At 39.0% G+C, this 20233-nt stretch carries 24 protein-coding genes; 22 read left to right on the top strand and 2 right to left on the bottom strand.

The features are described from left to right. The 15 genes from DV63_RS14045 to DV63_RS13975 all read left to right on the top strand — a co-directional run. Positions 1 to 659, top strand: a 659-nt coding sequence (locus DV63_RS14045; RefSeq protein ID WP_020982433.1) for an energy transducer TonB, incomplete at its 5' end; no start/stop codon positions are given. 4 nt (positions 660 to 663) lie between these two features. Then, positions 664 to 1683: a dihydroorotase gene (pyrC, locus tag DV63_RS14040; protein WP_000406736.1), complete on the top strand. Its 1020-nt coding sequence runs from the start codon at positions 664 to 666 to the stop codon at positions 1681 to 1683. Beyond that, positions 1659 to 2777, top strand: coding sequence for a 3-deoxy-d-manno-octulosonic acid hydrolase subunit 2 (locus DV63_RS14035; protein ID WP_000433748.1), 1119 nt, complete (start codon positions 1659 to 1661; stop codon positions 2775 to 2777). The genes pyrC and DV63_RS14035 overlap by 25 nt, the downstream gene beginning before the upstream one ends. Positions 2778 to 2783: 6 nt before the next feature. Then, the gene (locus DV63_RS14030; protein WP_000471044.1) at positions 2784 to 3338 is read left to right on the top strand and encodes a 3-deoxy-d-manno-octulosonic acid hydrolase subunit 1; all 555 of its coding nucleotides are present in this window, start codon (positions 2784 to 2786) and stop codon (positions 3336 to 3338) included. 5 nt (positions 3339 to 3343) lie between these two features. Next, complete coding sequence (locus tag DV63_RS14025) at positions 3344 to 5374, top strand: LTA synthase family protein (RefSeq protein ID WP_000839075.1); 2031 nt, start codon at positions 3344 to 3346, stop codon at positions 5372 to 5374. A 79-nt stretch (positions 5375 to 5453) separates the two neighbouring features. Next, positions 5454 to 6326 (top strand): bifunctional methylenetetrahydrofolate dehydrogenase/methenyltetrahydrofolate cyclohydrolase FolD, encoded by an 873-nt coding sequence (gene folD, locus DV63_RS14020; protein ID WP_001133663.1) that lies wholly within the window; start codon positions 5454 to 5456, stop codon positions 6324 to 6326. After that, the gene (gene lepB, locus DV63_RS14015) at positions 6326 to 7198 is read left to right on the top strand and encodes a signal peptidase I (RefSeq protein WP_000670650.1); all 873 of its coding nucleotides are present in this window, start codon (positions 6326 to 6328) and stop codon (positions 7196 to 7198) included. The genes folD and lepB overlap by 1 nt, the downstream gene beginning before the upstream one ends. Before the next feature lie 8 nt (positions 7199 to 7206). Continuing rightward, positions 7207 to 7905 (top strand): site-2 protease family protein, encoded by a 699-nt coding sequence (locus DV63_RS14010; RefSeq protein WP_001159327.1) that lies wholly within the window; start codon positions 7207 to 7209, stop codon positions 7903 to 7905. Positions 7906 to 7925: 20 nt separating this feature from the next. Further along, a complete protein-coding gene (gene rpiB / locus DV63_RS14005; RefSeq protein ID WP_001039805.1) occupies positions 7926 to 8387 on the top strand; it encodes a ribose 5-phosphate isomerase B in 462 nt (153 codons plus the stop codon). A 44-nt stretch (positions 8388 to 8431) separates the two neighbouring features. Next, entirely contained in the window at positions 8432 to 8764 is a 333-nt protein-coding gene (locus DV63_RS14000) for a hypothetical protein (protein ID WP_000495088.1), read from the top strand. Between the two features lie 57 nt (positions 8765 to 8821). Continuing rightward, complete coding sequence (gene apt / locus DV63_RS13995) at positions 8822 to 9361, top strand: adenine phosphoribosyltransferase (RefSeq protein WP_001006117.1); 540 nt, start codon at positions 8822 to 8824, stop codon at positions 9359 to 9361. A 14-nt stretch (positions 9362 to 9375) separates the two neighbouring features. Beyond that, on the top strand, positions 9376 to 9954 hold the full coding sequence (locus tag DV63_RS13990; protein ID WP_000393421.1) for a DedA family protein: 579 nt from the start codon (positions 9376 to 9378) through the stop codon (positions 9952 to 9954). Between the two features lie 47 nt (positions 9955 to 10001). Then, positions 10002 to 11492: a leucyl aminopeptidase gene (locus tag DV63_RS13985; RefSeq protein WP_000912857.1), complete on the top strand. Its 1491-nt coding sequence runs from the start codon at positions 10002 to 10004 to the stop codon at positions 11490 to 11492. Between the two features lies 1 nt (position 11493). Next, complete coding sequence (gene ychF / locus DV63_RS13980; protein WP_000524548.1) at positions 11494 to 12594, top strand: redox-regulated ATPase YchF; 1101 nt, start codon at positions 11494 to 11496, stop codon at positions 12592 to 12594. Between the two features lie 38 nt (positions 12595 to 12632). Continuing rightward, entirely contained in the window at positions 12633 to 13505 is an 873-nt protein-coding gene (locus DV63_RS13975) for a radical SAM/SPASM domain-containing protein (RefSeq protein ID WP_000035415.1), read from the top strand. A 135-nt stretch (positions 13506 to 13640) separates the two neighbouring features. On the opposite strand, the gene DV63_RS13970 is transcribed toward DV63_RS13975, so the two are convergent. Next, positions 13641 to 14687, bottom strand: coding sequence for an AI-2E family transporter (locus DV63_RS13970; protein WP_000647361.1), 1047 nt, complete (start codon positions 14685 to 14687; stop codon positions 13641 to 13643). A gap of 114 nt (positions 14688 to 14801) precedes the next feature. On the opposite strand from DV63_RS13970, the gene dapF reads away from it, so the two are divergent. Continuing rightward, positions 14802 to 15623 (top strand): diaminopimelate epimerase, encoded by an 822-nt coding sequence (gene dapF, locus DV63_RS13965; RefSeq protein ID WP_000232442.1) that lies wholly within the window; start codon positions 14802 to 14804, stop codon positions 15621 to 15623. A gap of 90 nt (positions 15624 to 15713) precedes the next feature. Beyond that, entirely contained in the window at positions 15714 to 16361 is a 648-nt protein-coding gene (locus tag DV63_RS13960; protein WP_001148281.1) for a YkgB family protein, read from the top strand. Between the two features lie 23 nt (positions 16362 to 16384). Here the strand turns inward: DV63_RS13960 and DV63_RS13955 are convergent, their stop codons facing one another. Next, positions 16385 to 16630: a ribbon-helix-helix domain-containing protein gene (locus tag DV63_RS13955; protein ID WP_000418876.1), complete on the bottom strand. Its 246-nt coding sequence runs from the start codon at positions 16628 to 16630 to the stop codon at positions 16385 to 16387. 174 nt (positions 16631 to 16804) lie between these two features. Here DV63_RS13955 and DV63_RS13950 point away from each other — a divergent pair, with 174 nt between their 5' ends. From DV63_RS13950 to DV63_RS13930, 5 genes are all read left to right on the top strand, one after another. Next, positions 16805 to 18055, top strand: coding sequence for a hypothetical protein (locus DV63_RS13950; RefSeq protein ID WP_000996920.1), 1251 nt, complete (start codon positions 16805 to 16807; stop codon positions 18053 to 18055). Positions 18056 to 18155: 100 nt separating this feature from the next. Beyond that, positions 18156 to 18368, top strand: coding sequence for a 30S ribosomal protein S21 (gene rpsU, locus DV63_RS13945; protein ID WP_001117778.1), 213 nt, complete (start codon positions 18156 to 18158; stop codon positions 18366 to 18368). Positions 18369 to 18422: 54 nt separating this feature from the next. Then, positions 18423 to 19166 (top strand): 3-oxoacyl-ACP reductase FabG, encoded by a 744-nt coding sequence (gene fabG / locus DV63_RS13940; protein ID WP_001160842.1) that lies wholly within the window; start codon positions 18423 to 18425, stop codon positions 19164 to 19166. Positions 19167 to 19395: 229 nt separating this feature from the next. Further along, positions 19396 to 19632, top strand: coding sequence for an acyl carrier protein (acpP, locus tag DV63_RS13935; RefSeq protein ID WP_001163091.1), 237 nt, complete (start codon positions 19396 to 19398; stop codon positions 19630 to 19632). Positions 19633 to 19764: 132 nt separating this feature from the next. After that, positions 19765 to 20233: beta-ketoacyl synthase N-terminal-like domain-containing protein (locus DV63_RS13930; RefSeq protein WP_020982432.1), on the top strand; the 469-nt coding region annotated here is incomplete at its 3' end.

The following is a 20233-nucleotide window of genomic DNA, read 5'->3' as shown; positions in this document are numbered from 1 at the left end:
CTCCGCCAAAACCTATAGAAAAGCCCAAACCTGAGCCTAAACCTAAGCCAAAACCCAAACCTGAACCCAAAAAGCCCAACCACAAACATAAGGCTCTTAAAAAAGTGGAAAAAGTGGAAGAGAAAAAAGTAGTAGAGGAGAAAAAAGAAGAGAAAAAAATAGTAGAGCAGAAAGTAGAACAAAAAGTAGAGCAGAAAAAAGTGGAAGAGAAAAAACCTGTCAAAAAAGAATTTGACCCTAACCAGCTTTCTTTCTTGCCTAAAGAAGTTGCGCCACCCAGACAAGAAAACAATAAAGGCTTGGATAACCAAACCAGGAGGGATATTGATGAATTGTATGGCGAAGAATTTGGGGATTTAGGCACAGCCGAAAAAGATTTCATCAGGAATAATTTAAGGGATATTGGGCGCATCACGCAAAAATATTTAGAATACCCTCAAGTAGCGGCTTATTTAGGGCAAGACGGGACGAATGCGGTAGAGTTTTACTTGCACCCTAACGGCGATATTACCGATCTTAAAATCATCGTTGGCTCTGAATATAAAATGCTTGATGACAACACCTTAAAGACCATTCAGATCGCTTATAAGGATTACCCGCGCCCCAAAACTAAAACCCTCATTCGCATTAGAGTGCGTTATTACTTAGGGGGCAATTAAAGAAATGGAAATCACGCTTTTTGACCCCATAGACGCCCACTTGCATGTGCGAGAAAACGCACTTTTAAAAGCGGTGTTAAGATATTCTAGCGAGCCTTTTAGCGCTGCGGTGATCATGCCTAATCTCAGCAAGCCCTTGATTGACACTCCAACCACCCTTGAATACGAAGAAGAAATTTTAAACCATTCTTCAAACTTCAAGCCTTTAATGAGTTTGTATTTCAATGATGGTTTGACTTTAGAAGAATTGCAACGCGCCCAAGAAAAAGGCATCAGGTTTTTAAAGCTCTACCCCAAAGGCATGACCACAAACGCGCAAAACGGCACTTCGGATTTGTTGGGTGGAAAAACTTTAGAGATTTTAGAAAACGCCCAAAAATTAGGCTTTATTTTATGTATCCATGCAGAACAAGCCGGGTTTTGTTTGGATAAAGAATTTTTATGCCACAGCGTTTTAGAAACTTTCGCCCTTTCATTCCCTAAACTCAAAATCATTATAGAACATTTGAGCGATTGGCGCAGTATCGCTTTAATTGAAAAGCATGCCAACCTCTATGCGACTTTAACTTTACACCATATCAGCATGACCTTAGATGATTTATTAGGGGGGAGTTTGAACCCGCATTGTTTTTGCAAGCCTTTAATCAAAACCAAAAAAGACCAAGAAAGGCTCTTATCCCTTGCTTTAAAAGCCCACCCTAAAATCTCTTTTGGCTCTGATAGCGCCCCGCATTTTGTCTCTAAAAAACATAGCGCTAACATCCCGGCAGGCATCTTTTCTGCCCCTATTTTGTTGCCTGCGTTGTGTGAACTTTTTGAAAAACACAACGCTTTAGAAAACCTGCAAGCCTTTATCAGCGATAACGCTAAAAAAATCTACGCGCTAGACAATTTGCCCAGAAAAAAAGCGCGTTTGTCTAAAAAACCCTTTATAGTCCCCACACACACGCTTTGTTTGAATGAAAAAGTTGCTATCTTAAGAGGGGGCGAAACGCTATCTTGGAACCTTCAAGAAACCGCCTAAAACATGCCGCCTTTTTTGTGGGGCTTTTTATCGTTTTATTTTTGATTGCAATGAAGCGCCAAACCCCCCCCTATGCTTTCATGCATAATCAAACCCTTTCAACTGAAAGCCCCCCCTATTTCACTCAGCTCACTATCCCTAAACCAGATGACGCTTTAAGCGTGCATGCGAGCGCTTTAATCAGCTTGTCTAACGATAACCTCTTGAGCGCTTATTTTAGCGGCACTAAAGAAGGGGCAAGGGATGTGAAAATCAGCGCGAATCTTTTTGACAGCAAGATTAATCGTTGGAGCGAAGCTTTCATTATTTTAACCAAAGAAGAGCTTTCTCATTATTCGCATGAATACATCAAAAAACTAGGCAACCCCTTGCTTTTTTTGCATGACGATAAAATTTTGTTGTTTGTCGTAGGGGTGAGCATGGGCGGATGGGCCACTTCTAAAATCTATCAACTTGAAAGTGCTTTAGAGCCGATTCATTTTAAGTTTGTGCAAAAACTCTCCTTAAGCCCTTTTTTAAACTTAAGCCATTTGATAAAAAATAAGCCTTTAAACACCACTGATGGCGGGTTTATGCTACCACTCTATCACGAATTAGCCACCCAATACCCCTTGTTGTTGAAATTTGATAAACAAAATAACCCCAAAGAGCTTTTAAGGCCTAATGCCCTAAACCACCAGCTCCAGCCAAGCCTAACCCCCTTTAAAGACTGCGCTATTATGGCGTTTAGAAACCATTCCTTTAAAGATAGCCTCATGCTAGAAACCTGTAAAACCCCCACTATTTGGCAAAAACCCATGCTGACGAATTTGAAAAACTTGAATGACGCTTTGAATTTGATCAATTTAAACAAAGAATTGTTTTTGATCCACAACCCTAGCGATTCATCACTGCGCCGTAAAGAACTCTTGCTTTCTAAGTTAGAAAACCCAAACTCTTTTAAAACCTTAAAAATTTTAGATAAAGCAAATGAAGTGAGTTACCCAAGCTATAGTCTTAATTCTCATTTTATAGATATTGTCTATACCTACAACCGCTCCCGCATCAAACACATCCGTTTTAACATGGCTTATTTAAAAACCCTTCTCAAGTGATCAGTCATGTTTATAACTTCTTCTTACACGCTGAGCTTTATATGGTTTTTTTTAATTTTCTTTTTTTTCAAAAATAAGCCATTGGGTTTGAGGTTTTCGCTCTCTTGTATAAGCGTGATTTTAAGCAATATTGCTTTTAAAGACTCTCTATCGCTCAACGCCTTTTTAAGCAGTTTTACAGCCCCCTTAAGCCCCTTTAGCTGTCTTTTGATCCTTGCTTATGCACTCTTTTCTTGCCGTCTTCTCCAAAAGCCTCCTTTAGAAACCTTGCAATCTTATAGCGTCATGCTGTTTTTCAATCTGTTGCTTTTGACAGATATTTTAGGGTTTTTGCCTTTTTCAATTTATCATCATTTCATGGCCTCTCTTATTTTTAGCGCGCTTTTTTGTAGCAGTTTGTTTTGGAGTAGCCCCTTACTAGGTGTGATCGCTTTAGTGGCGTTATCCAGTTCGCTTTTGATGCGTTCTAATTTTCAAATCTTAGATTCTTTATTGGATTTTCCTTTGCTTCTTTTTGTTTTTTTTAAGACTTTATATCTTGTTAAAAAAAGGTTGTATTAACGCTTATGAAATCCCTATCTAATGCCCTTTTTTCGCTCTTTTTAAAAGGCTTTTATTTCACCTTTTTTATGAGCTTGTTGTTTGTGTTCAATCGTATCGGCTTTATCCTTTATACGGGCTATTATAAGCATGCTTTAAAAAACCCTATTTTTGATGAAATCATCAAAACCCTATTCAATGGAGCAAGATACGATAATCGTGTGGTCTCAAGCTTAGCGATTCTTTTTATCATCATCGGGTTGTTAGGGTTATTTACCCCCAAACGCCAAACCAAAATGCTTAATGTTGTGGCGTATTTTTCTATCGCTATTATCCTGTTTTTAAACATTGCGAACATTGTTTATTATGGCATTTATGGGAATGTGTTTGATGAAAATTTATTGGAATTTTTGCATGAAGACACGCTCACGATTTTAAAAATGAGCGGGGAATACCCTATTTTTTCTAGTTTTTCACTCTTTGTGATCCTTAGCGTTTTAACCTCTTTTATCTATTTCAAACTCCAAAACGCCCTTTTCAAACCCAAAAATGTTTATCAAGCCACCAAACCCCTTAAAACTTTCATTCTATTTGCGCTTTTTTCCCTCACGCAAATGTTTTACATTAACGCGCAGTTGAGCTTTGTTGGCGCGTCTTTAGATCTCAGCATAAAGCCAGCCAAAGATCCTTTTTTAATGAAAATCACCCCCGGGGCGTTTCGCAACCTTTATCTTTTGGTGCGCAATTACAGACAAAGCCATAACCTTAAATTCAGCGATTTTGCTAAAGGATCGCCCCTAGAAGTGGCGAAAAATTATTTCAATCTTAAAGAAAACCCCCAAAACAACCTCTATGAGTTGCTAACTCAGACAAGCCGCAACAATTCCAATCAAACCATTCAACATGTTTTTTATATCGTTTCAGAGTCCCTGAGTTCATGGCATTTTGATCCAAAATTTGACGCCATAGGGCTAACGAGCGCTTTACAAGATTTGGTTAAAAAAGAGCATGCCTGCATGCTTTCTGCTTTTATTGAAGGCGCCCCACGAACCGTTAAAAGCCTGGATGTCCAAATCACAGGCTTGCCTTATATTAATGATAATAATTTAGTCAATTCAGGAGTGATCCTCCCTAGCTTTCCTATGGCGATTGGCAATATCACAAAAACTCTGGGTTATAAAAACAACTTTTATTATGGGGGTAGCGGGATTTGGAACAAACTAACCAGTTTCACCAAAAAACAAGGTTTTCACGCCCTTTATTTCAACAACCATCTCTTAGAATTTGCCAAAAACAAGCCCTACCCTAAACCCATAGAAAGCAACTGGGGAGTGCATGATAATATTTTATTTGACTACATTTTAGAAAACACCAACCCCAATGAAAAAACTTTCAGCATGGTCATGACTTTAAGCAATCATGCGATCAAAAACGTGAATCTCAAAGCCTTTGGCGTGCCTTTAGAAAAAATCCAAAAATTTGTGGAAAAAACCCCCAAAGCAGAAAATCTACCGGACGCTAATTCTTTAGGGCATATCTACTGGTATGACAAAGTAATAGCCAATTTCATCAAAAAAGCCAGCCAAAAATTCCCTAACTCGCTTTTTATCATCACAGGAGATCATTTTGACAGGAGCTATGAATACGCTAAAAACGATTTATATATAATCAAATCCGTGCCGCTTATTTTATTCGCTCCTACTTTAAAGCCTGAAAAAATCAGTCAAGTCGGATCGCATTTAGACATCGCCCCCACGATTGTTGAATTAATCGCTCCTAAAGGTTTTCCATTTGTGAGTTTTGGAAAGCCTTTATTTTCTAACAACGCAACAAACCCTCCAAGCCACCCCAATTACGCGCTAGGTTATGAAGCGATCGCTACCAAAGATTATTTTTATAACCCGAGTTTGGGGTTAAGGTATTTGAACAAAAATCACAAAGATCAAGAGGATAAACAAAACGACAAAATAGAAGCTTCTGAGTTTTACCAGCAATTAGAATCCTTAAAAGCCCTTAGTTTCTACTTGCTCTATCATGGGGCTCATCTTAAAGATTGACAAACTGAGTTTTTAATTCCATTAAACGCATGATTTTTGCTACAATAATAGGATTTTAATTGATAAAGGATAAATAAGCATGCCAAATAGGGGCGTTGTTTTATTAGACGGGCAAGCGCTAGCTTATAATATAGAAAAAGATTTGAAAAATAAAATCCAAATGATAACTGCACAAACGCATAAACGCCCCAAATTGGCCGTGATTTTAGTGGGGAAAGATCCCGCTAGTATCACTTATGTCAACATGAAGATCAAAGCATGCGAAAGGGTGGGCATGGATTTTGACTTAAAAACCCTCCAAGAGGATATTACTGAAACTGAATTGCTGTCCTTGATTAAAAATTATAATACCGATCAAAGCATTTCAGGCGTTTTAGTCCAGCTCCCCCTACCCAGACACATTGATTCTAAAATGGTTTTAGAAGCCATTGATCCCAGTAAAGATGTGGATGGTTTCCACCCCCTTAATATCGGCAAGCTCTGCACTCAAAAAGAATCGTTTCTGCCAGCCACCCCTATGGGCGTGATGCGTCTTTTAAAGCATTATCATATTGAAATCAAGGGCAAAGATGTGACGGTTATTGGGGCGAGCAATATCATTGGAAAACCTTTAAGCATGCTCATGTTAAACGCTGGGGCGAGCGTGAGCGTGTGCCATATTTTGACTAAAGACATTAGTTTTTACACCCAAAACGCTGATATTGTCTGCGTGGGCGTGGGTAAGCCTGATTTGATTAAAGCGAGCATGTTAAAAAAAGGGGCTGTAGTGGTGGATATTGGGATCAATCATTTGAATGACGGGCGTATCGTGGGCGATGTGGATTTTACAAATGTGCAAAAAGTTGCCGGTTTTATCACCCCTGTGCCTAAAGGCGTGGGACCTATGACGATCGTTTCGCTTTTAGAAAACACTTTAATCGCTTTTGAAAAACAACAAAGGAAGGGGTTTTAATGAAATTTTTACGCTCTGTTTATGCATTTTGCTCCAGTTGGGTAGGGACGATCATTATTGTGCTGTTGGTTATCTTTTTTATCGCGCAAGCCTTCATCATTCCTTCTCGCTCTATGGTAGGCACGCTCTATGAGGGCGACATGCTTTTTGTCAAAAAGTTTTCTTACGGCATACCCATTCCTAAAATCCCATGGATTGAGCTTCCTGTTATGCCTGATTTTAAAAATAACGGGCATTTGATAGAGGGGGATCGCCCCAAGCGCGGCGAAGTGGTAGTGTTTATCCCTCCCCATGAAAAAAAATCTTACTATGTCAAAAGGAATTTTGCCATTGGGGGCGATGAGGTGTTATTCACTAATGAGGGGTTTTATTTGCACCCTTTTGAGAGCGGCAACAACAAAGATTACATCACTAAACATTACCCTAACGCCATGACAAAAGAATTTATGGGTAAAATTTTTGTTTTAAACCCTTATAAAAATAAGCATCCGGGTATCCATTACCAAAAAGACAATGAAACTTTCCACTTAATGGAGCAGTTAGCCACTCAAGGCACAGAAGCTAATATCAGCATGCAACTCATTCAAATGGAGGGCGAAAAGGTGTTTTATAAGAAAATCAATAACGATGAATTTTTCATGATCGGCGATAACAGAGACAATTCTAGCGACTCGCGCTTTTGGGGGAGTGTGGCTTATAAAAACATCGTGGGTTCGCCATGGTTTGTTTATTTCAGTTTGAGTTTAAAAAATAGCCTGGAAATGGATGCAGAAAATAACCCCAAAAAACGCTATTTGGTGCGTTGGGAACGCATGTTTAAAAGCGTTGGAGGCTTAGAAAAAATCATTAAAAAAGAAAAAGCAACGCGTTAAGGTTTTTTGTGCAATTTTTTGATTTCTCTTTAGAAAGTTTTATCACCACCTTAATGAAGATCCTAGCCCTTTTAATCGCTATCATAGGGCATGAGATCATGCATGGCTTGAGCGCGTTTTTATTTGGGGACAAAAGTGCAAAAGAGGCTAATCGTTTGAGTTTAAACCCTATCAGGCATTTAGACATGATGGGTTCGGTGCTTTTACCGGCTCTATTACTCATTTTTCAAGCCCCCTTTTTGTTTGGGTGGGCCAAACCCGTGCCTGTGGATATGCGCTATATTGTCTCTCAAAAAGGCTCTCTAGCATGCGTAGTGGTGAGTTTAGCCGGGGTGGCTTATAATTTCACCCTAGCCGTTCTGCTCGCTTCCATCACGCATTTGAGCTTCCAAAAACTAGGGATCAACGCTTTAAGTATTGATGAATTGAATCTTTATCAGCTCGCTTTAGTAACCTTTCTCATTCAAGGCATTCTTTATAATCTTGTCTTAGGCGTTTTTAACAGCCTCCCTATCCCGCCCTTAGACGGCTCCAAAGCGTTAGGCTTTTTAGCGTTGCATTTTAAAAGCGCGTTTTTATTGGAATGGTTTTCTAAAATGGAACGCTACGGCTTTTTGGTTGTGTTTATTTTTTTGTTTATCCCCCCTTTATCGGAGTTTTTTATCCATGCGCCCACAAGATTTTTATTTTCCTTACTCCTTTCTTAATCTTTTATCAAGGAGAGCTGATGAATAAGCCTTTGAATATTGCTCAAGTTTTTATAGGAAGCGATCATGCAGGGTTGCATCTTGCAGAATTTGTTAAACATTTTTTAGAAGACAAGGATTTTAAGATCCAAGCTTTTTTACCCACTATGAGGGTGGATTACCCTGATTACGCCAAATTAGTGTGCCAAAAGGTCTTAGAAAATGCGCAAAGCTATGGTATTTTAGTGTGTGCTACAGGGATAGGCATGAGCATGGGCGCTAATCGCTTTAAGGGTATTAGAGCCGCCTTGTGCCTTGATGCTTACATGGCCAAAATGACTCGCTTGCACAATAACGCTAATGTCTTGTGTTTGGGCGAAAAGATTAGCGGTATTGGCGTAACAGAAAGCATTTTAGAAGCGTTTTTCTCTACAGAATTTGAACAAGGCCGTCATGTGTTGCGCATCCAAAAGCTAGATGAATCGCTGAAATCATCAACCTAATGTAGTATAATTACATCGTTTCGTTAAAAGGATATTTTAATAGAATGTTTACCCAATGGTTTATCATCACTATCGCTATTGTTTTTATCCTTTATATGGGTGTGCGCACTTTCTTTTTTAAAACCATGGCTAAACGGCAAGAACGCACCAACGCATCCATGAAGCTCACCTTACAAGAAGCTGAAATTTTGATCCAAAAACACCAGTTGCAACTCCAAAGAGCTTTAGGCAATATTGATATTCTCACCCAAGAAATGAGCTCGTTAAAAACAGAACTGAAAGCCCTTAAACAGCGCAACTCTGAATACAAAGGCGAATCGGATAAATATAAAAATCGTATTAAAGAATTGGAGCAAAAAATAGAAGCTCTCCTTTAAAAACGCTATAATAAATCAAAATTCTACAACCAATCAGTGATATTAAAGGATATTAAAATGAATGAAACGCTCAAAGAAGAACTTTTACAAAGCATCAGAGAAGTGAAAGATTACCCTAAAAAAGGGATTTTATTCAAAGACATTACCACGCTACTCAACTACCCCAAACTCTTTAACAAACTCATTGACGCGCTCAAAAAACGCTATCTCGCTCTCAATATAGACTTTATCGTGGGCATTGAAGCTAGGGGGTTTATTTTAGGCTCTGCTCTCGCTTATGCGCTTGGGGTGGGTTTTGTGCCTGTGAGGAAAAAGGGCAAACTCCCTGCACACACCCTGTCTCAAAGCTACAGCCTAGAATACGGGAGCGACAGCATAGAAATCCACTCTGACGCTTTTAGGGGGGTTAAGGGGGTGAGGGTGGTCTTAATTGATGACTTATTAGCCACTGGAGGCACAGCTTTAGCGAGCCTTGAGCTTATCAAAGCCCTACAAGCCGAATGCATAGAAGCATGCTTTTTGATAGGGTTAAAAGAATTGCCGGGTATCCAACTTTTAGAAGAGCGAGTGAAAACCTTTTGTTTGTTAGAGTGCTAGAATAAGGGTGAATTTTGGAAGAATACATCATTAACTTATGGAATCAGCATGCGGCGACTTGGGGGTATCTCATTTTATTCGGGTGGAGCATTTTAGAAGGCGAAATCGGGTTAATTTTAGCAGGGATTGCCAGCTATACCGGTCATATGCATTTAGGGTTAGCCATTTTAGTCGCAGGGATTGGGGGTTTTGTGGGGGATCAGATCTATTTTTACATCGGCCGCACCAATAAAGCCTACATCCAAAAAAAGCTAGAAAAACAACGCCGAAAACTAGCCCTAGCCCATTTATTGTTGCAAAAACACGGCTGGTTTATTATTTTCATCCAACGCTACATGTATGGCATGCGCACCATCATTCCCATTAGTATAGGCCTCACGCGCTATAGCGCTTTAAAATTCGCTATCATCAACCTCATTAGCGCGATGGTGTGGGCGAGCATTACCATTATTCTGGCGTGGTGTTTGGGAGAAGAATTATTGCATGCGTTAGGGTGGCTTAAAAAACACCCTTATGCGCTAATATTACTATTAGTATCTTTCTTGGCGTTGATTCTATGGTATTTCCAATACTATAGTAAGAAAAACCGCTAGAGTGCAATACAATTCTTGAAAGATATGAAATTAAAAAAGGAGACTTTATGTTAAAAATCAAATTAGAAAAAACCACTTTTGAAAACGCAAAAGCTGAATGCAGTTTAGTTTTTATTATCAATAAGGATTTTGATCACGCTTGGGTCAAAAATAAAGAATTGTTAGAAACCTTTAAATACGAAGGCGAAGGCGCGTTTTTAGACCAAGAAAATAAAATCTTGTATGTGGGCGTTAAAGAAGACGATGTGCATTTATTGAGAGAGAGCGCATGTTTAGCCGTTCGCACCCTTAAAAAACTCGCTTTTAAAAGCGTTAAAGTGGGGGTTTATACTTGCAAAACGCTTGCTAAAGATAACGCGCTTTTAGAAAACTTGAAAGCGTTGTTTTTGGGCTTGAAATTAGGCTTGTATGAATACGACACTTTTAAATCCAACAAAAAAGAAAGCGTTTTAAAAGAAGCGGTTGTCGCTTTAGAATTGCACAAACCTTGCGAAAAAACTTGCGCGAATTCTTTAGAAAAGAGCGCTAAAGAAGCGTTAAAATACGCTGAAATCATGACAGAAAGCTTGAATATCGTTAGGGATCTAGTCAATACCCCCCCTATGATTGCTACTCCGGTTTATATGGCTGAAGTGGCGCAAAAAGTGGCTGAAGAAAACCATTTAGAAATCCATGTCAATGATGAAAAATTTTTAGAAGAAAAGAAAATGAACGCCTTTTTGGCGGTCAATAAAGCCTCTCTTGGCGTCAATCCTCCCCGCTTGATCCATTTAGTCTATAAACCTAAAAAAGCGAAGAGAAAAATCGCTTTAGTGGGTAAGGGCTTGACTTATGATTGCGGGGGTTTGAGCTTGAAACCGGCCGATTACATGGTTACCATGAAAGCGGATAAAGGCGGTGGCTCTGCGGTGATTGGGCTTTTAAACGCATTAGCCAAACTAGGCGTGGAGGCTGAAGTGCATGGCATTATTGGGGCTACAGAAAACATGATAGGTCCGGCCGCTTATAAACCAGATGATATTTTAATCTCTAAAGAAGGCAAGAGCATAGAGGTGCGCAATACCGACGCTGAGGGGCGTTTGGTTTTAGCGGATTGTTTGAGCTACGCTCAAGATTTAAGCCCTGATGTGATCGTGGATTTTGCGACCCTTACCGGGGCGTGCGTTGTGGGCTTAGGCGAATTCACTTCAGCGATCATGGGGCATAATGAAGAGTTAAAAAACCTCTTTGAAACTTCAGGGTTAGAATCCGGCGAATTATTAGCCAAACTCCCCTTTAACCGCCATTTAAAGAAACTGATTGAATCTAAAATCGCTGATGTGTGCAATATTTCTTCTTCACGCTATGGCGGTGCGATCACAGCGGGCTTGTTTTTAAATGAATTCATTAGAGATGAGTTTAAGGATAAGTGGTTACACATTGACATTGCAGGCCCTGCTTATGTGGAAAAAGAATGGGATGTGAACAGCTTTGGAGCGAGTGGGGCTGGGGTTAGGGCTTGCACAGCTTTTGTGGAAGAGCTTTTGAAAAAGGCTTGAAATGGGCTTGTCTGTAGGCATTGTGGGTTTGCCTAATGTGGGCAAATCTAGCACCTTTAACGCGCTCACTAAAACCCAAAATGCAGAGAGCGCGAACTACCCTTTTTGCACCATTGAACCCAATAAGGCCATCGTGAATGTGCCTGATAGGAGGCTTGATGCGTTGGCTCAAATCGTAAAACCTGAACGCATTTTGCATTCTGTGGTGGAATTTGTGGATATTGCCGGATTGATTAAGGGAGCGAGTAAGGGAGAGGGTTTAGGCAATCAATTTTTAGCCAATATCAAGGAATGCGAAGTGATCTTGCAAGTGGTGCGCTGTTTTGAAGACGACAATATCACGCATGTGAATGATAAAATTGACCCTTTGAATGATATAGAGACCATTGAATTGGAGCTGATTTTAGCGGATATTGCCACTTTAGACAAAAGAATCGATCGCTTGCAAAAAGCCTTAAAAAGCTCAAAAGACGCTAAAAATCTTTTAGAATGCGCTTTGAGTTTAAAAACGCATCTAGAAGAATTAAAGCCGGCGAAAACTTTTCCCTTGAATACAAGCGAGGCTTTTTTAGAATTGGACAAGGAATTGCGTTTTTTATCTCATAAAAAAATGATCTATGCCGCTAATGTGGGCGAAGAAGATTTAAACCCTCTCAATGAGCATGCCAAAAAAGTCCAAAATTATGCCAAAGATCAAAAGAGCGAATTTGTTGCCTTGTGTGCTAAATTAGAAGAAGAAATGGTTTCTATGAGTGAAGATGAAGTCAAAGAATTTTTGCAAAGTTTAGGCGTAGAAGAAAGCGGGCTAGAAAAGACCATTCGTTTGAGTTTTAAGGAATTAGGCTTGATCAATTACTTTACCGCTGGAGTCAAGGAAGTGCGATCATGGACGATTAAAAAAGGCTCTAGTGCGCCTGTGGCTGCTGGGGTGATCCATAAGGATTTTGAAAAAGGCTTTATTAGGGCTGAAACCATCAGTTATGATGATTTTATCGCTTATAAGGGCGAAGCCGGAGCGAAAGAAAAGGGAGCGTTACGCATTGAAGGCAAGGATTATATCGTTCAAGATGGCGATGTGTTGCATTTTCGCTTCAATGTCTAGTGTCTTTTCAAACAAGCGTTACTATTTTCTCATAAGAATTGGCACCCAATAAGAAACTTTTTAAAAAAATCTATATAGAATTAAGCGATATTTGCGGGTTGCAATGCGGTTTTTGCCCTAACCCCAAAAATATCAGAGGCGTGATGCCTTTAGAATTATTTGAAAAAGTTTGTAAAGAAGCCGCCCCCTTAACCCAAATGATCACCTTGCATGTCTTAGGCGATCCTTGCAAGCTCAAAAATTTAAACCACTATCTCAACACCGCTAGAGGCTTTTCTTTGAAAGTGGATTTAGTTACTAGCGGAGTGTATTTGCGCGATTTTAATACGCTTTTACAAGATGTAATCTATCAAATCTCTATTTCTTTAGACGCAGGGCTAGACCATCACAACAAAATCAACCAGCACCGCTATATCCAAAAAATTTTAGAATTTTGCCGCTACAAATTTGAAAAAAACAGCGAAGCGTTTTTGAATTTACGCATTCAAGACAGCACCCTTGAGAAACACCAGAATTTGATCAAGCCTTTTTTAGAAAGCTTTGAATGTGTTTCTTTAGAGGGTTTAAAAACGCAAGGCCGCGCTCGTTTGTTTAAAAAAAGTTTTTTGAATATCCAAAAAACCTTTAAATGGCCGAATTTGAACGCCCAAAATCCTTTAAACCAAGAATCAAAGATCCCCTATTGTTACGGCTTGATCAAGCAAATCGCTATTTTATCTAATGGCGTTGTCGTGCCGTGCTGCATGGACACGCAAGCTAATATCAGCCTTGGCGATTTGAACCATACGCCCCTAAAAGATGTTTTAAAGAGCCCAAAAGCTATGGCTATCAAAACCCATTTTTTAAAGGGCGAAGCGCTAGAACCTTTATGCAAAAACTGCTCCTACCCTTTGATCCGCTATAAAAAATGAAATTTGTATCTATTAAGATATGGGTTTAAATTTGCGTTCGCATTGAATGAGGCGTTTGAAAATTCTTCATAAGAATGGTTATTTCTCACTCTTATATATCATTTTTAAACATTCCGTTGTGAGCCATAGGGTGTATCATTCGCATGTTTTTTGATCGTTTTGGATAAAGTAATTTTCATACAATCGCAGCAGTGCAATAAAAAACGCCGTGATAGTAGGCCCTACAATAATCCCCCAAAAACCAAATTGTGAAATCCCAGCAATCATGGAAAAGAAAATCAGCATTTCATTGATTTTAAGGGTGGTTTTAAAGATTCTTTTTTTGATGAAGACGATTAAAATTGGCTTGATCACGCTATCAATCAGCACGCTAATCAATAAAATGGAATACAAAGCGATAAAAATAGCCTCATTCACATTCCCATGATAAAGCTCATAAATCGCTATAGGGATCCAAATCAAAGACCCCCCAACAGCCGGCACCAAAGACGCCAGGCCGTATAAAATCCCTAAAGACCAGCCGTCATGCCCAAACCATACGATCATCACCCCAAACGCCACGCCCTCTAAAATAACCGTGATGAGAGAAGTTAAAAGCACGATGCGTAAAATCCCAGCCACTTCTTCAAAAATCTTTTTGCTTTGATGGATTCCAAGAGGCAAGACCCCTAAAAAATAACGATAAAATCTCTCCCCGTAATAAAAAAAGAAAAACAACAGCCCCAAGATAAACAAAGCGTCTGTAATGAGTTTCAAGCTGTATCTTCCCACATAGCTGCTTATTTTCAACAAATAGCCCGTGATTGAAGCGGCGCTAAAATTTTCTAAAAACTTGCTCACTCCATCATGAATGGCAGGAAAATGCGACAAATTTTCGGTGATTGTCCCCTTAAGCCATTTGATTAGGGCTGAAAATTTTTCAAAATTGATTTCAAAAATGATATTAGAACTTTTATAAACAATAAAATACAACGGCACGATCAAAACGCTCGCTAAAATCAAAACGCATAAAAACGAACTGACAACATTCAAAAAGCGCTTATCTAAAAAAACTTTCACTTGAAAAAACCCTACGCACAAAAGCCCAGCGATCAGTGCATCCATTAAAAAATCTTGATACAAATAGATCATCCAATAAAAACCAATCAAAAAAAGAATCCAAAAGAAATACTGAGCTTTCATGAAATTATCCCCATTAAACTGAACCAAAAATTATCAAATGTTAGCTAAAAAACGCTCTTTTAAGGATAAAAAACCTCTTTTAACTTATAATTAAAATCAAAAAGGCTTGTATTAATGGTGTTTTACAAATATTCAGGGAGCGGGAATGATTTTTTAATCGTTCAAAGTTTCAAAAAAAAAGATTTTTCAAATTTAGCCAAACAGGTGTGCCATAGGCATGAGGGTTTTGGGGCTGATGGGCTTGTGGTCGTCTTACCGAGTGAGGATTATGACTACGAATGGGATTTTTACAATTCAGACGGCTCTAAAGCTGGCATGTGCGGGAATGCGAGCCGTTGCGTGGGGTTATTTGCTTACCAACATGCTATAGCCTCTAAAAACCATGTTTTTTTAGCCGGAAAAAGAGAGATTTCTGTTTGCATAGAAGAACCCAATATCATAGAGAGCAATCTTGGTAACTACAAAATCCTAGATGTAATACCCGCTTTAAGATGCGAAAAATTTTTTTCAAGCGACAGCGTTTTAGAAAATATCCCTACTTTCTACCTCATAGATACAGGAGTGCCGCATTTAGTGGGATTTGTGGAAAATAAAGAGTGGTTAAATTCCCTTAATGCGCTGGAATTAAGGGCTTTAAGGCATGAGTTTAACGCTAATATCAACATCGCTTTTATAGAAAATGAAGAGACGATTTTTTTACAAACTTATGAAAGAGGGGTTGAAGATTTCACGCTGGCTTGCGGGACAGGCATGGCGGCGGTTTTTATCGCCGCATGCATTTTTTATAACACGCCTAAAAAAGCCACTCTCATCCCTAAAAGCAACGAATCTTTAGAACTTTCTTTAAAAAATGATGAAATTTTTTATAAGGGTGCGGTGCGTTATATTGGCATGAATGTTTTGGGCATGAGTGTTTTTGATCGTTATTTCTTGTAATAGTAATGATTTTGTTGTAATTAAACATAATGCGCTATCATTTCTAGGCTGTTTTTAGCAATACAAAAAATATCCTAAAGGAATAAAACCATGCAAGCGTTAAAATCATTGCTTGAAGTGATTACAAAACTCCAGAATCTAGGCGGCTATTTGATGCATATAGCTATTTTCATCATTTTTATTTGGATTGGAGGGCTTAAGTTTGTGGCGTATGAAGCCGAAGGGATCGCTCCTTTTGTGGCTAACTCCCCTTTCTTTTCTTTCATGTATCAATTTAAAAAACCCGCATACAAACAACACAAAATGTCTGAATCCCAATCCATGCAAGAAGAAATGCAAGATGACCCTAAAATCGTTGAAAACAAAGAATGGCATAAAGAAAACCGCACTTATTTAGTGGCTGAAGCTTTAGGGATTACGATTATGATCCTAGGTATTTTAGTGCTTTTAGGGCTTTGGATGCCTTTGATGGGCGTGATCGGGGGTTTGCTTGTCGCTGGAATGACGATCACTACCCTATCTTTTTTATTCACAACGCCCGAAGTGTTTGTCAATCAGCATTTCCCATGGCTTTCTGGAGCTGGAAGGCTAGTGGTTAAAGACTTGGCGTTATTTGCTGGAGGCTTGTTTGTGGCCGGATTTGATGCGAAACGCTATTTAGAGGGGAAAGGGTTTTGCTTGATGGATCGCTCATCAGTAGGGATTAAAACTAAATGCTCTAGCGGGTGTTGCTCTTAAAGGACGAAGACCTTAAAGTAGGCTTAAAGCCTACTAGAAGAGTCATAATTAATAGAAGAATCTTGGTTAGTGCCTTTTTTGTAAATGATTGTTTTTAAAATGTGGCGTTTGACGAAGGAATTGACGCTTTCTACTTCTTCGTCAGCTAGTCGTCTTAAAACATCATGCTCTTCTTTAGAGAGATAAAAAGTCACTGAAAAATTGCGTTTCAGCTCATCTACAGCGACACGCTTGCGGCCGGGTTTTATATTTTTATTTCCTAATTCCATTAAAATTTCCTTTTTTAGTTAGTCTGTAATGTAACATCATAACGGCTATTCTAACATGAAATAAGCGCCATTTTATATTAAATCTAAAGAAAAATATTTTTAGATGTGCTAGAATACCCATTGGTTACAAGATAAGCTTTTTTATCAACAACAATGATGACATAGAGGTAACAAGTGGCAATAAACACCTTTTTAAAACATTCTTTTTTGGTCTGTTTGTTAGCGGTTAATTCTTACGCTTTTGATTGGAATATTTTTAAATACAATCTGGGTTTCAATATGTTTATCATGGACCATGAAGGCTCAACGCCTTATTGGGTCAATACTAACACCAATCTTAAAACCCGTTTGACTCCAAATTTTGGGATCCAATTTTATACAAAAGGTGTGGAGCAAAGCCTTACTGTGGGGGCGTATTTTTTTCAAAACTTCCATAACTACAGCACTAATTTTCCCTACCGTTGGGGGCCTACTATGTATTATAAGGCTAGAGGGAAGCGTTTCACTTTTTATGGCGGCATCTTTCCTAGAAAAAACCTCTTAGGAAGGTATGGTTTGAATATTTTTGCCCCTTATTATTGGTTTATCGATCCAAACGCTAGAGGGTTTTTATTGCAATTCCAAAACCATTATTCGCCTTCAAAACCCTATTATGGGCATGCGGAGTTTATGCTAGATTGGTTTGGAGGCAATTGTTACAACACTTGTAAGTTTGGGAGAAACCCTTATGGGAACGCAATGGACAGGTTTCAAATGAACGGCTCTGTCGCTTATAATTTCTTTAAGGATTTATTGGGTATTGGAGGGTATTTTGTCTTGTTCCATAACGAAGACAAATATCTTTTGAATGGGGCTGATGGCATGCAGTTTAATGAAAAAAAAGCGATTGACAACAATAATATTTATCTTATGGATCGCCTCTATTTTAACGCTTACATAGGGACAAGCCTTTTAGACATCGCCCCTTTTATGGAAAAACTCAACGCCAGTTTTGGCATGGTTTCTGAATCAAGCCGATTGAGGCAAATTCACAAAAATGTGCCTTTTATGAATAGCGTGGGCGGGCAATTGGATGTGGAGATCCAATACAAAGGCTTTGGCATCCACAATTTATTTTTCTTCGCCAAGACCCCAGAAATGCCTTTTTATAACCAATACCAGTATGTTGAAATGTATTGCACACCCTCTTATTGCCCCACGCCTATTTATCGTGGCGTGCCATTCTTTCAAGCGAACATGTATAATCGTTTTGATTTTTATTATAACTGGAAAAACGACTTCGCATCGGTCCGCATCAACTTCGTGCTTAATGCGATGCGTGGGGGTTTTGACAGGAGCTTGCCTTGGTCAGAATCTTACCAAGTGTATATGACGGTTGCCTTTGATCCTTATAACCTTATTAACAAAATTGCCAGAAAAAAGTGAAAATTCTTGACAACCAGTTAATTCGTCTTATATAATGCTGTTTCATTTGTAGCCATTGTTAAGCAATGATTTTAAGCTATGGAAAAGAGGTGATAGCAGTATGCCAGGGATTAAGGTTAGAGAAGGCGATGCGTTTGATGAAGCTTATAGAAGATTCAAAAAGCAAACCGATCGCAATTTGGTGGTAACAGAATGCCGCGCTAGAAGGTTCTTTGAGTCTAAAACTGAAAAACGCAAAAAACAAAAAATCAGCGCTAAAAAGAAAGTCTTGAAGCGTCTTTACATGTTAAGGCGTTATGAGTCAAGACTATGAGTCAAGACTATAATAAGCTTTGAGAAAAATTTAAAAATTAAGGATTATGGAATAATGCAATTCACAGGGAAAAATGTTCTCATTACTGGGGCTTCTAAAGGCATTGGGGCTGAAATCGCCAAAACTCTCGCTTCTATGGGGCTGAAAGTTTGGATCAATTACCGCAGCAATGCTGAAGTGGCTGACGCTTTGAAAAATGAGCTTGAAGAAAAAGGCTATAAAGCGGCTGTCATTAAATTTGATGCGGCTTCTGAAAGCGGTTTTATTGAAGCGATACAAACCATTGTCCAAAGCGATGGAGGTTTGTCTTACTTGGTGAATAACGCCGGTGTGGTGCGCGATAAATTGGCGATCAAAATGAAAACAGAAGATTTTCACCATGTCATTGAAAATAACCTCACTTCAGCGTTTATAGGTTGCCGAGAGGCTTTAAAGGTGATGAGTAAAAGCCGTTTTGGGAGCGTGGTTAATATCGCTTCTATCATTGGTGAAAGAGGCAATATGGGGCAGACAAACTACTCAGCGAGTAAGGGGGGAATGATTGCGATGAGCAAGTCCTTTGCTTATGAGGGAGCTTTAAGGAATATTCGTTTCAACTGTGTAACGCCCGGTTTTATAGAAACCGACATGAACGCCAATTTGAAAGACGAACTCAAAGCGGATTATGTTAAAAACATTCCTTTAAACAGGCTAGGGTCTGCTAAGGAAGTGGCAGAAGCGGTAGCGTTTCTTTTGAGTGATCACTCTAGTTACATCACTGGAGAGACTCTCAAAGTCAATGGCGGGCTTTATATGTAGTCCTAAACAAAGGATTCTTTTAGCGATAAAAGTTTGTAAGTAGCAAAAATCATGCTAACATTATGAGGTTATTCTAAAACAAAGAGGTTATTATCAAATGGGGATTATTTATTTAGTATTGTTTCTCATTGTAATTTATTTGTTGTATAGGATTTTAGATGTTTTGGAGCAAAAATAAACGCTCCAATAATGGTTGATTTAATTTTTACAAAACAAGGGAGTTTTAATTATGGCTTTATTTGAAGATATTCAGGCAGTTATTGCTGAGCAGTTGAATGTGGATGCGGCGCAAGTTACGCCAGAGGCGGAATTTGTGAAGGATTTGGGTGCGGACTCTCTAGATGTCGTGGAATTAATCATGGCGTTAGAAGAAAAGTTTGGCATTGAGATTCCTGATGAGCAAGCGGAAAAAATCGTCAATGTGGGCGATGTGGTGAAGTATATTGAGGACAATAAGCTAGCTTAATCTTTTTAACTTGGAGCGTTTGCCTCCAGGTTTTAGTCAAAAATTTGGCTTTAGCTAAAATCTAGTTTTATTGAATTAAAGTTTTGAAATGAGGAGCTATTGGTGCGTCGGATTGTAGTAACTGGAATGGGAATGATCAATTCGCTAGGCTTAAATAAAGAAGATTCTTTTTTAGCGATCGCTAAAGGGGAATGCGGTATCAAACACATAGAAAGTTTTGATGCGAGTGCATTTCCTGTGCGTATTGCTGGAGAAATCACTGACTTTGACCCTACAGAGGTGATGAATCCCAAAGATGTTAAAAAGGCGGGTCGTTTCATTCAATTAGCCTTGAAAGCCACAAAAGAGGCGATGAGAGATAGTGGGATTTTAGACGCTCACAATAAATGCCCTGAAGAATTGGCAAACCGCATGGGCGTAAGCTCTGGCTCTGGGATTGGTGGATTAGGCAATATTGAAGCGAATTCCATTTTTTGTTTTGAAAAAGGCCCTAGAAAAGTCAATCCCTTTTTTATCACTTCTGCGTTAGTGAATATGATTGGAGGTTTTACTTCCATTGAGTTTGGCATTAAAGGGCCTAACCTCTCTAGCGTAACGGCTT

The sequence above is a fragment of the Helicobacter pylori FD535 genome (genome assembly GCF_000296015.2).
Classification (GTDB): Bacteria; Campylobacterota; Campylobacteria; order Campylobacterales; family Helicobacteraceae; genus Helicobacter; species Helicobacter pylori_CT.
This window is presented reverse-complemented; position numbering and strand designations above follow the sequence as displayed.

Excerpts from the sequence above, each read along its gene's own strand:
- pyrC (WP_000406736.1), top strand. The coding sequence starts at position 664 with ATGGAAATCACGCTTTTTGACCCCATAGACGCCCACTTGCATGTGCGA.
- DV63_RS14030 (WP_000471044.1), top strand. The coding sequence starts at position 2,784 with ATGTTTATAACTTCTTCTTACACGCTGAGCTTTATATGGTTTTTTTTA.
- DV63_RS14025 (WP_000839075.1), top strand. The coding sequence starts at position 3,344 with ATGAAATCCCTATCTAATGCCCTTTTTTCGCTCTTTTTAAAAGGCTTT.
- folD (WP_001133663.1), top strand. The coding sequence starts at position 5,454 with ATGCCAAATAGGGGCGTTGTTTTATTAGACGGGCAAGCGCTAGCTTAT.
- lepB (WP_000670650.1), top strand. The coding sequence starts at position 6,326 with ATGAAATTTTTACGCTCTGTTTATGCATTTTGCTCCAGTTGGGTAGGG.
- rpiB (WP_001039805.1), top strand. The coding sequence starts at position 7,926 with ATGAATAAGCCTTTGAATATTGCTCAAGTTTTTATAGGAAGCGATCAT.
- DV63_RS14000 (WP_000495088.1), top strand. The coding sequence starts at position 8,432 with ATGTTTACCCAATGGTTTATCATCACTATCGCTATTGTTTTTATCCTT.
- apt (WP_001006117.1), top strand. The coding sequence starts at position 8,822 with ATGAATGAAACGCTCAAAGAAGAACTTTTACAAAGCATCAGAGAAGTG.
- DV63_RS13985 (WP_000912857.1), top strand. The coding sequence starts at position 10,002 with ATGTTAAAAATCAAATTAGAAAAAACCACTTTTGAAAACGCAAAAGCT.
- ychF (WP_000524548.1), top strand. The coding sequence starts at position 11,494 with ATGGGCTTGTCTGTAGGCATTGTGGGTTTGCCTAATGTGGGCAAATCT.
- DV63_RS13970 (WP_000647361.1), bottom strand. The coding sequence starts at position 14,687 with ATGAAAGCTCAGTATTTCTTTTGGATTCTTTTTTTGATTGGTTTTTAT.
- dapF (WP_000232442.1), top strand. The coding sequence starts at position 14,802 with ATGGTGTTTTACAAATATTCAGGGAGCGGGAATGATTTTTTAATCGTT.
- DV63_RS13960 (WP_001148281.1), top strand. The coding sequence starts at position 15,714 with ATGCAAGCGTTAAAATCATTGCTTGAAGTGATTACAAAACTCCAGAAT.
- DV63_RS13955 (WP_000418876.1), bottom strand. The coding sequence starts at position 16,630 with ATGGAATTAGGAAATAAAAATATAAAACCCGGCCGCAAGCGTGTCGCT.
- rpsU (WP_001117778.1), top strand. The coding sequence starts at position 18,156 with ATGCCAGGGATTAAGGTTAGAGAAGGCGATGCGTTTGATGAAGCTTAT.
- fabG (WP_001160842.1), top strand. The coding sequence starts at position 18,423 with ATGCAATTCACAGGGAAAAATGTTCTCATTACTGGGGCTTCTAAAGGC.
- acpP (WP_001163091.1), top strand. The coding sequence starts at position 19,396 with ATGGCTTTATTTGAAGATATTCAGGCAGTTATTGCTGAGCAGTTGAAT.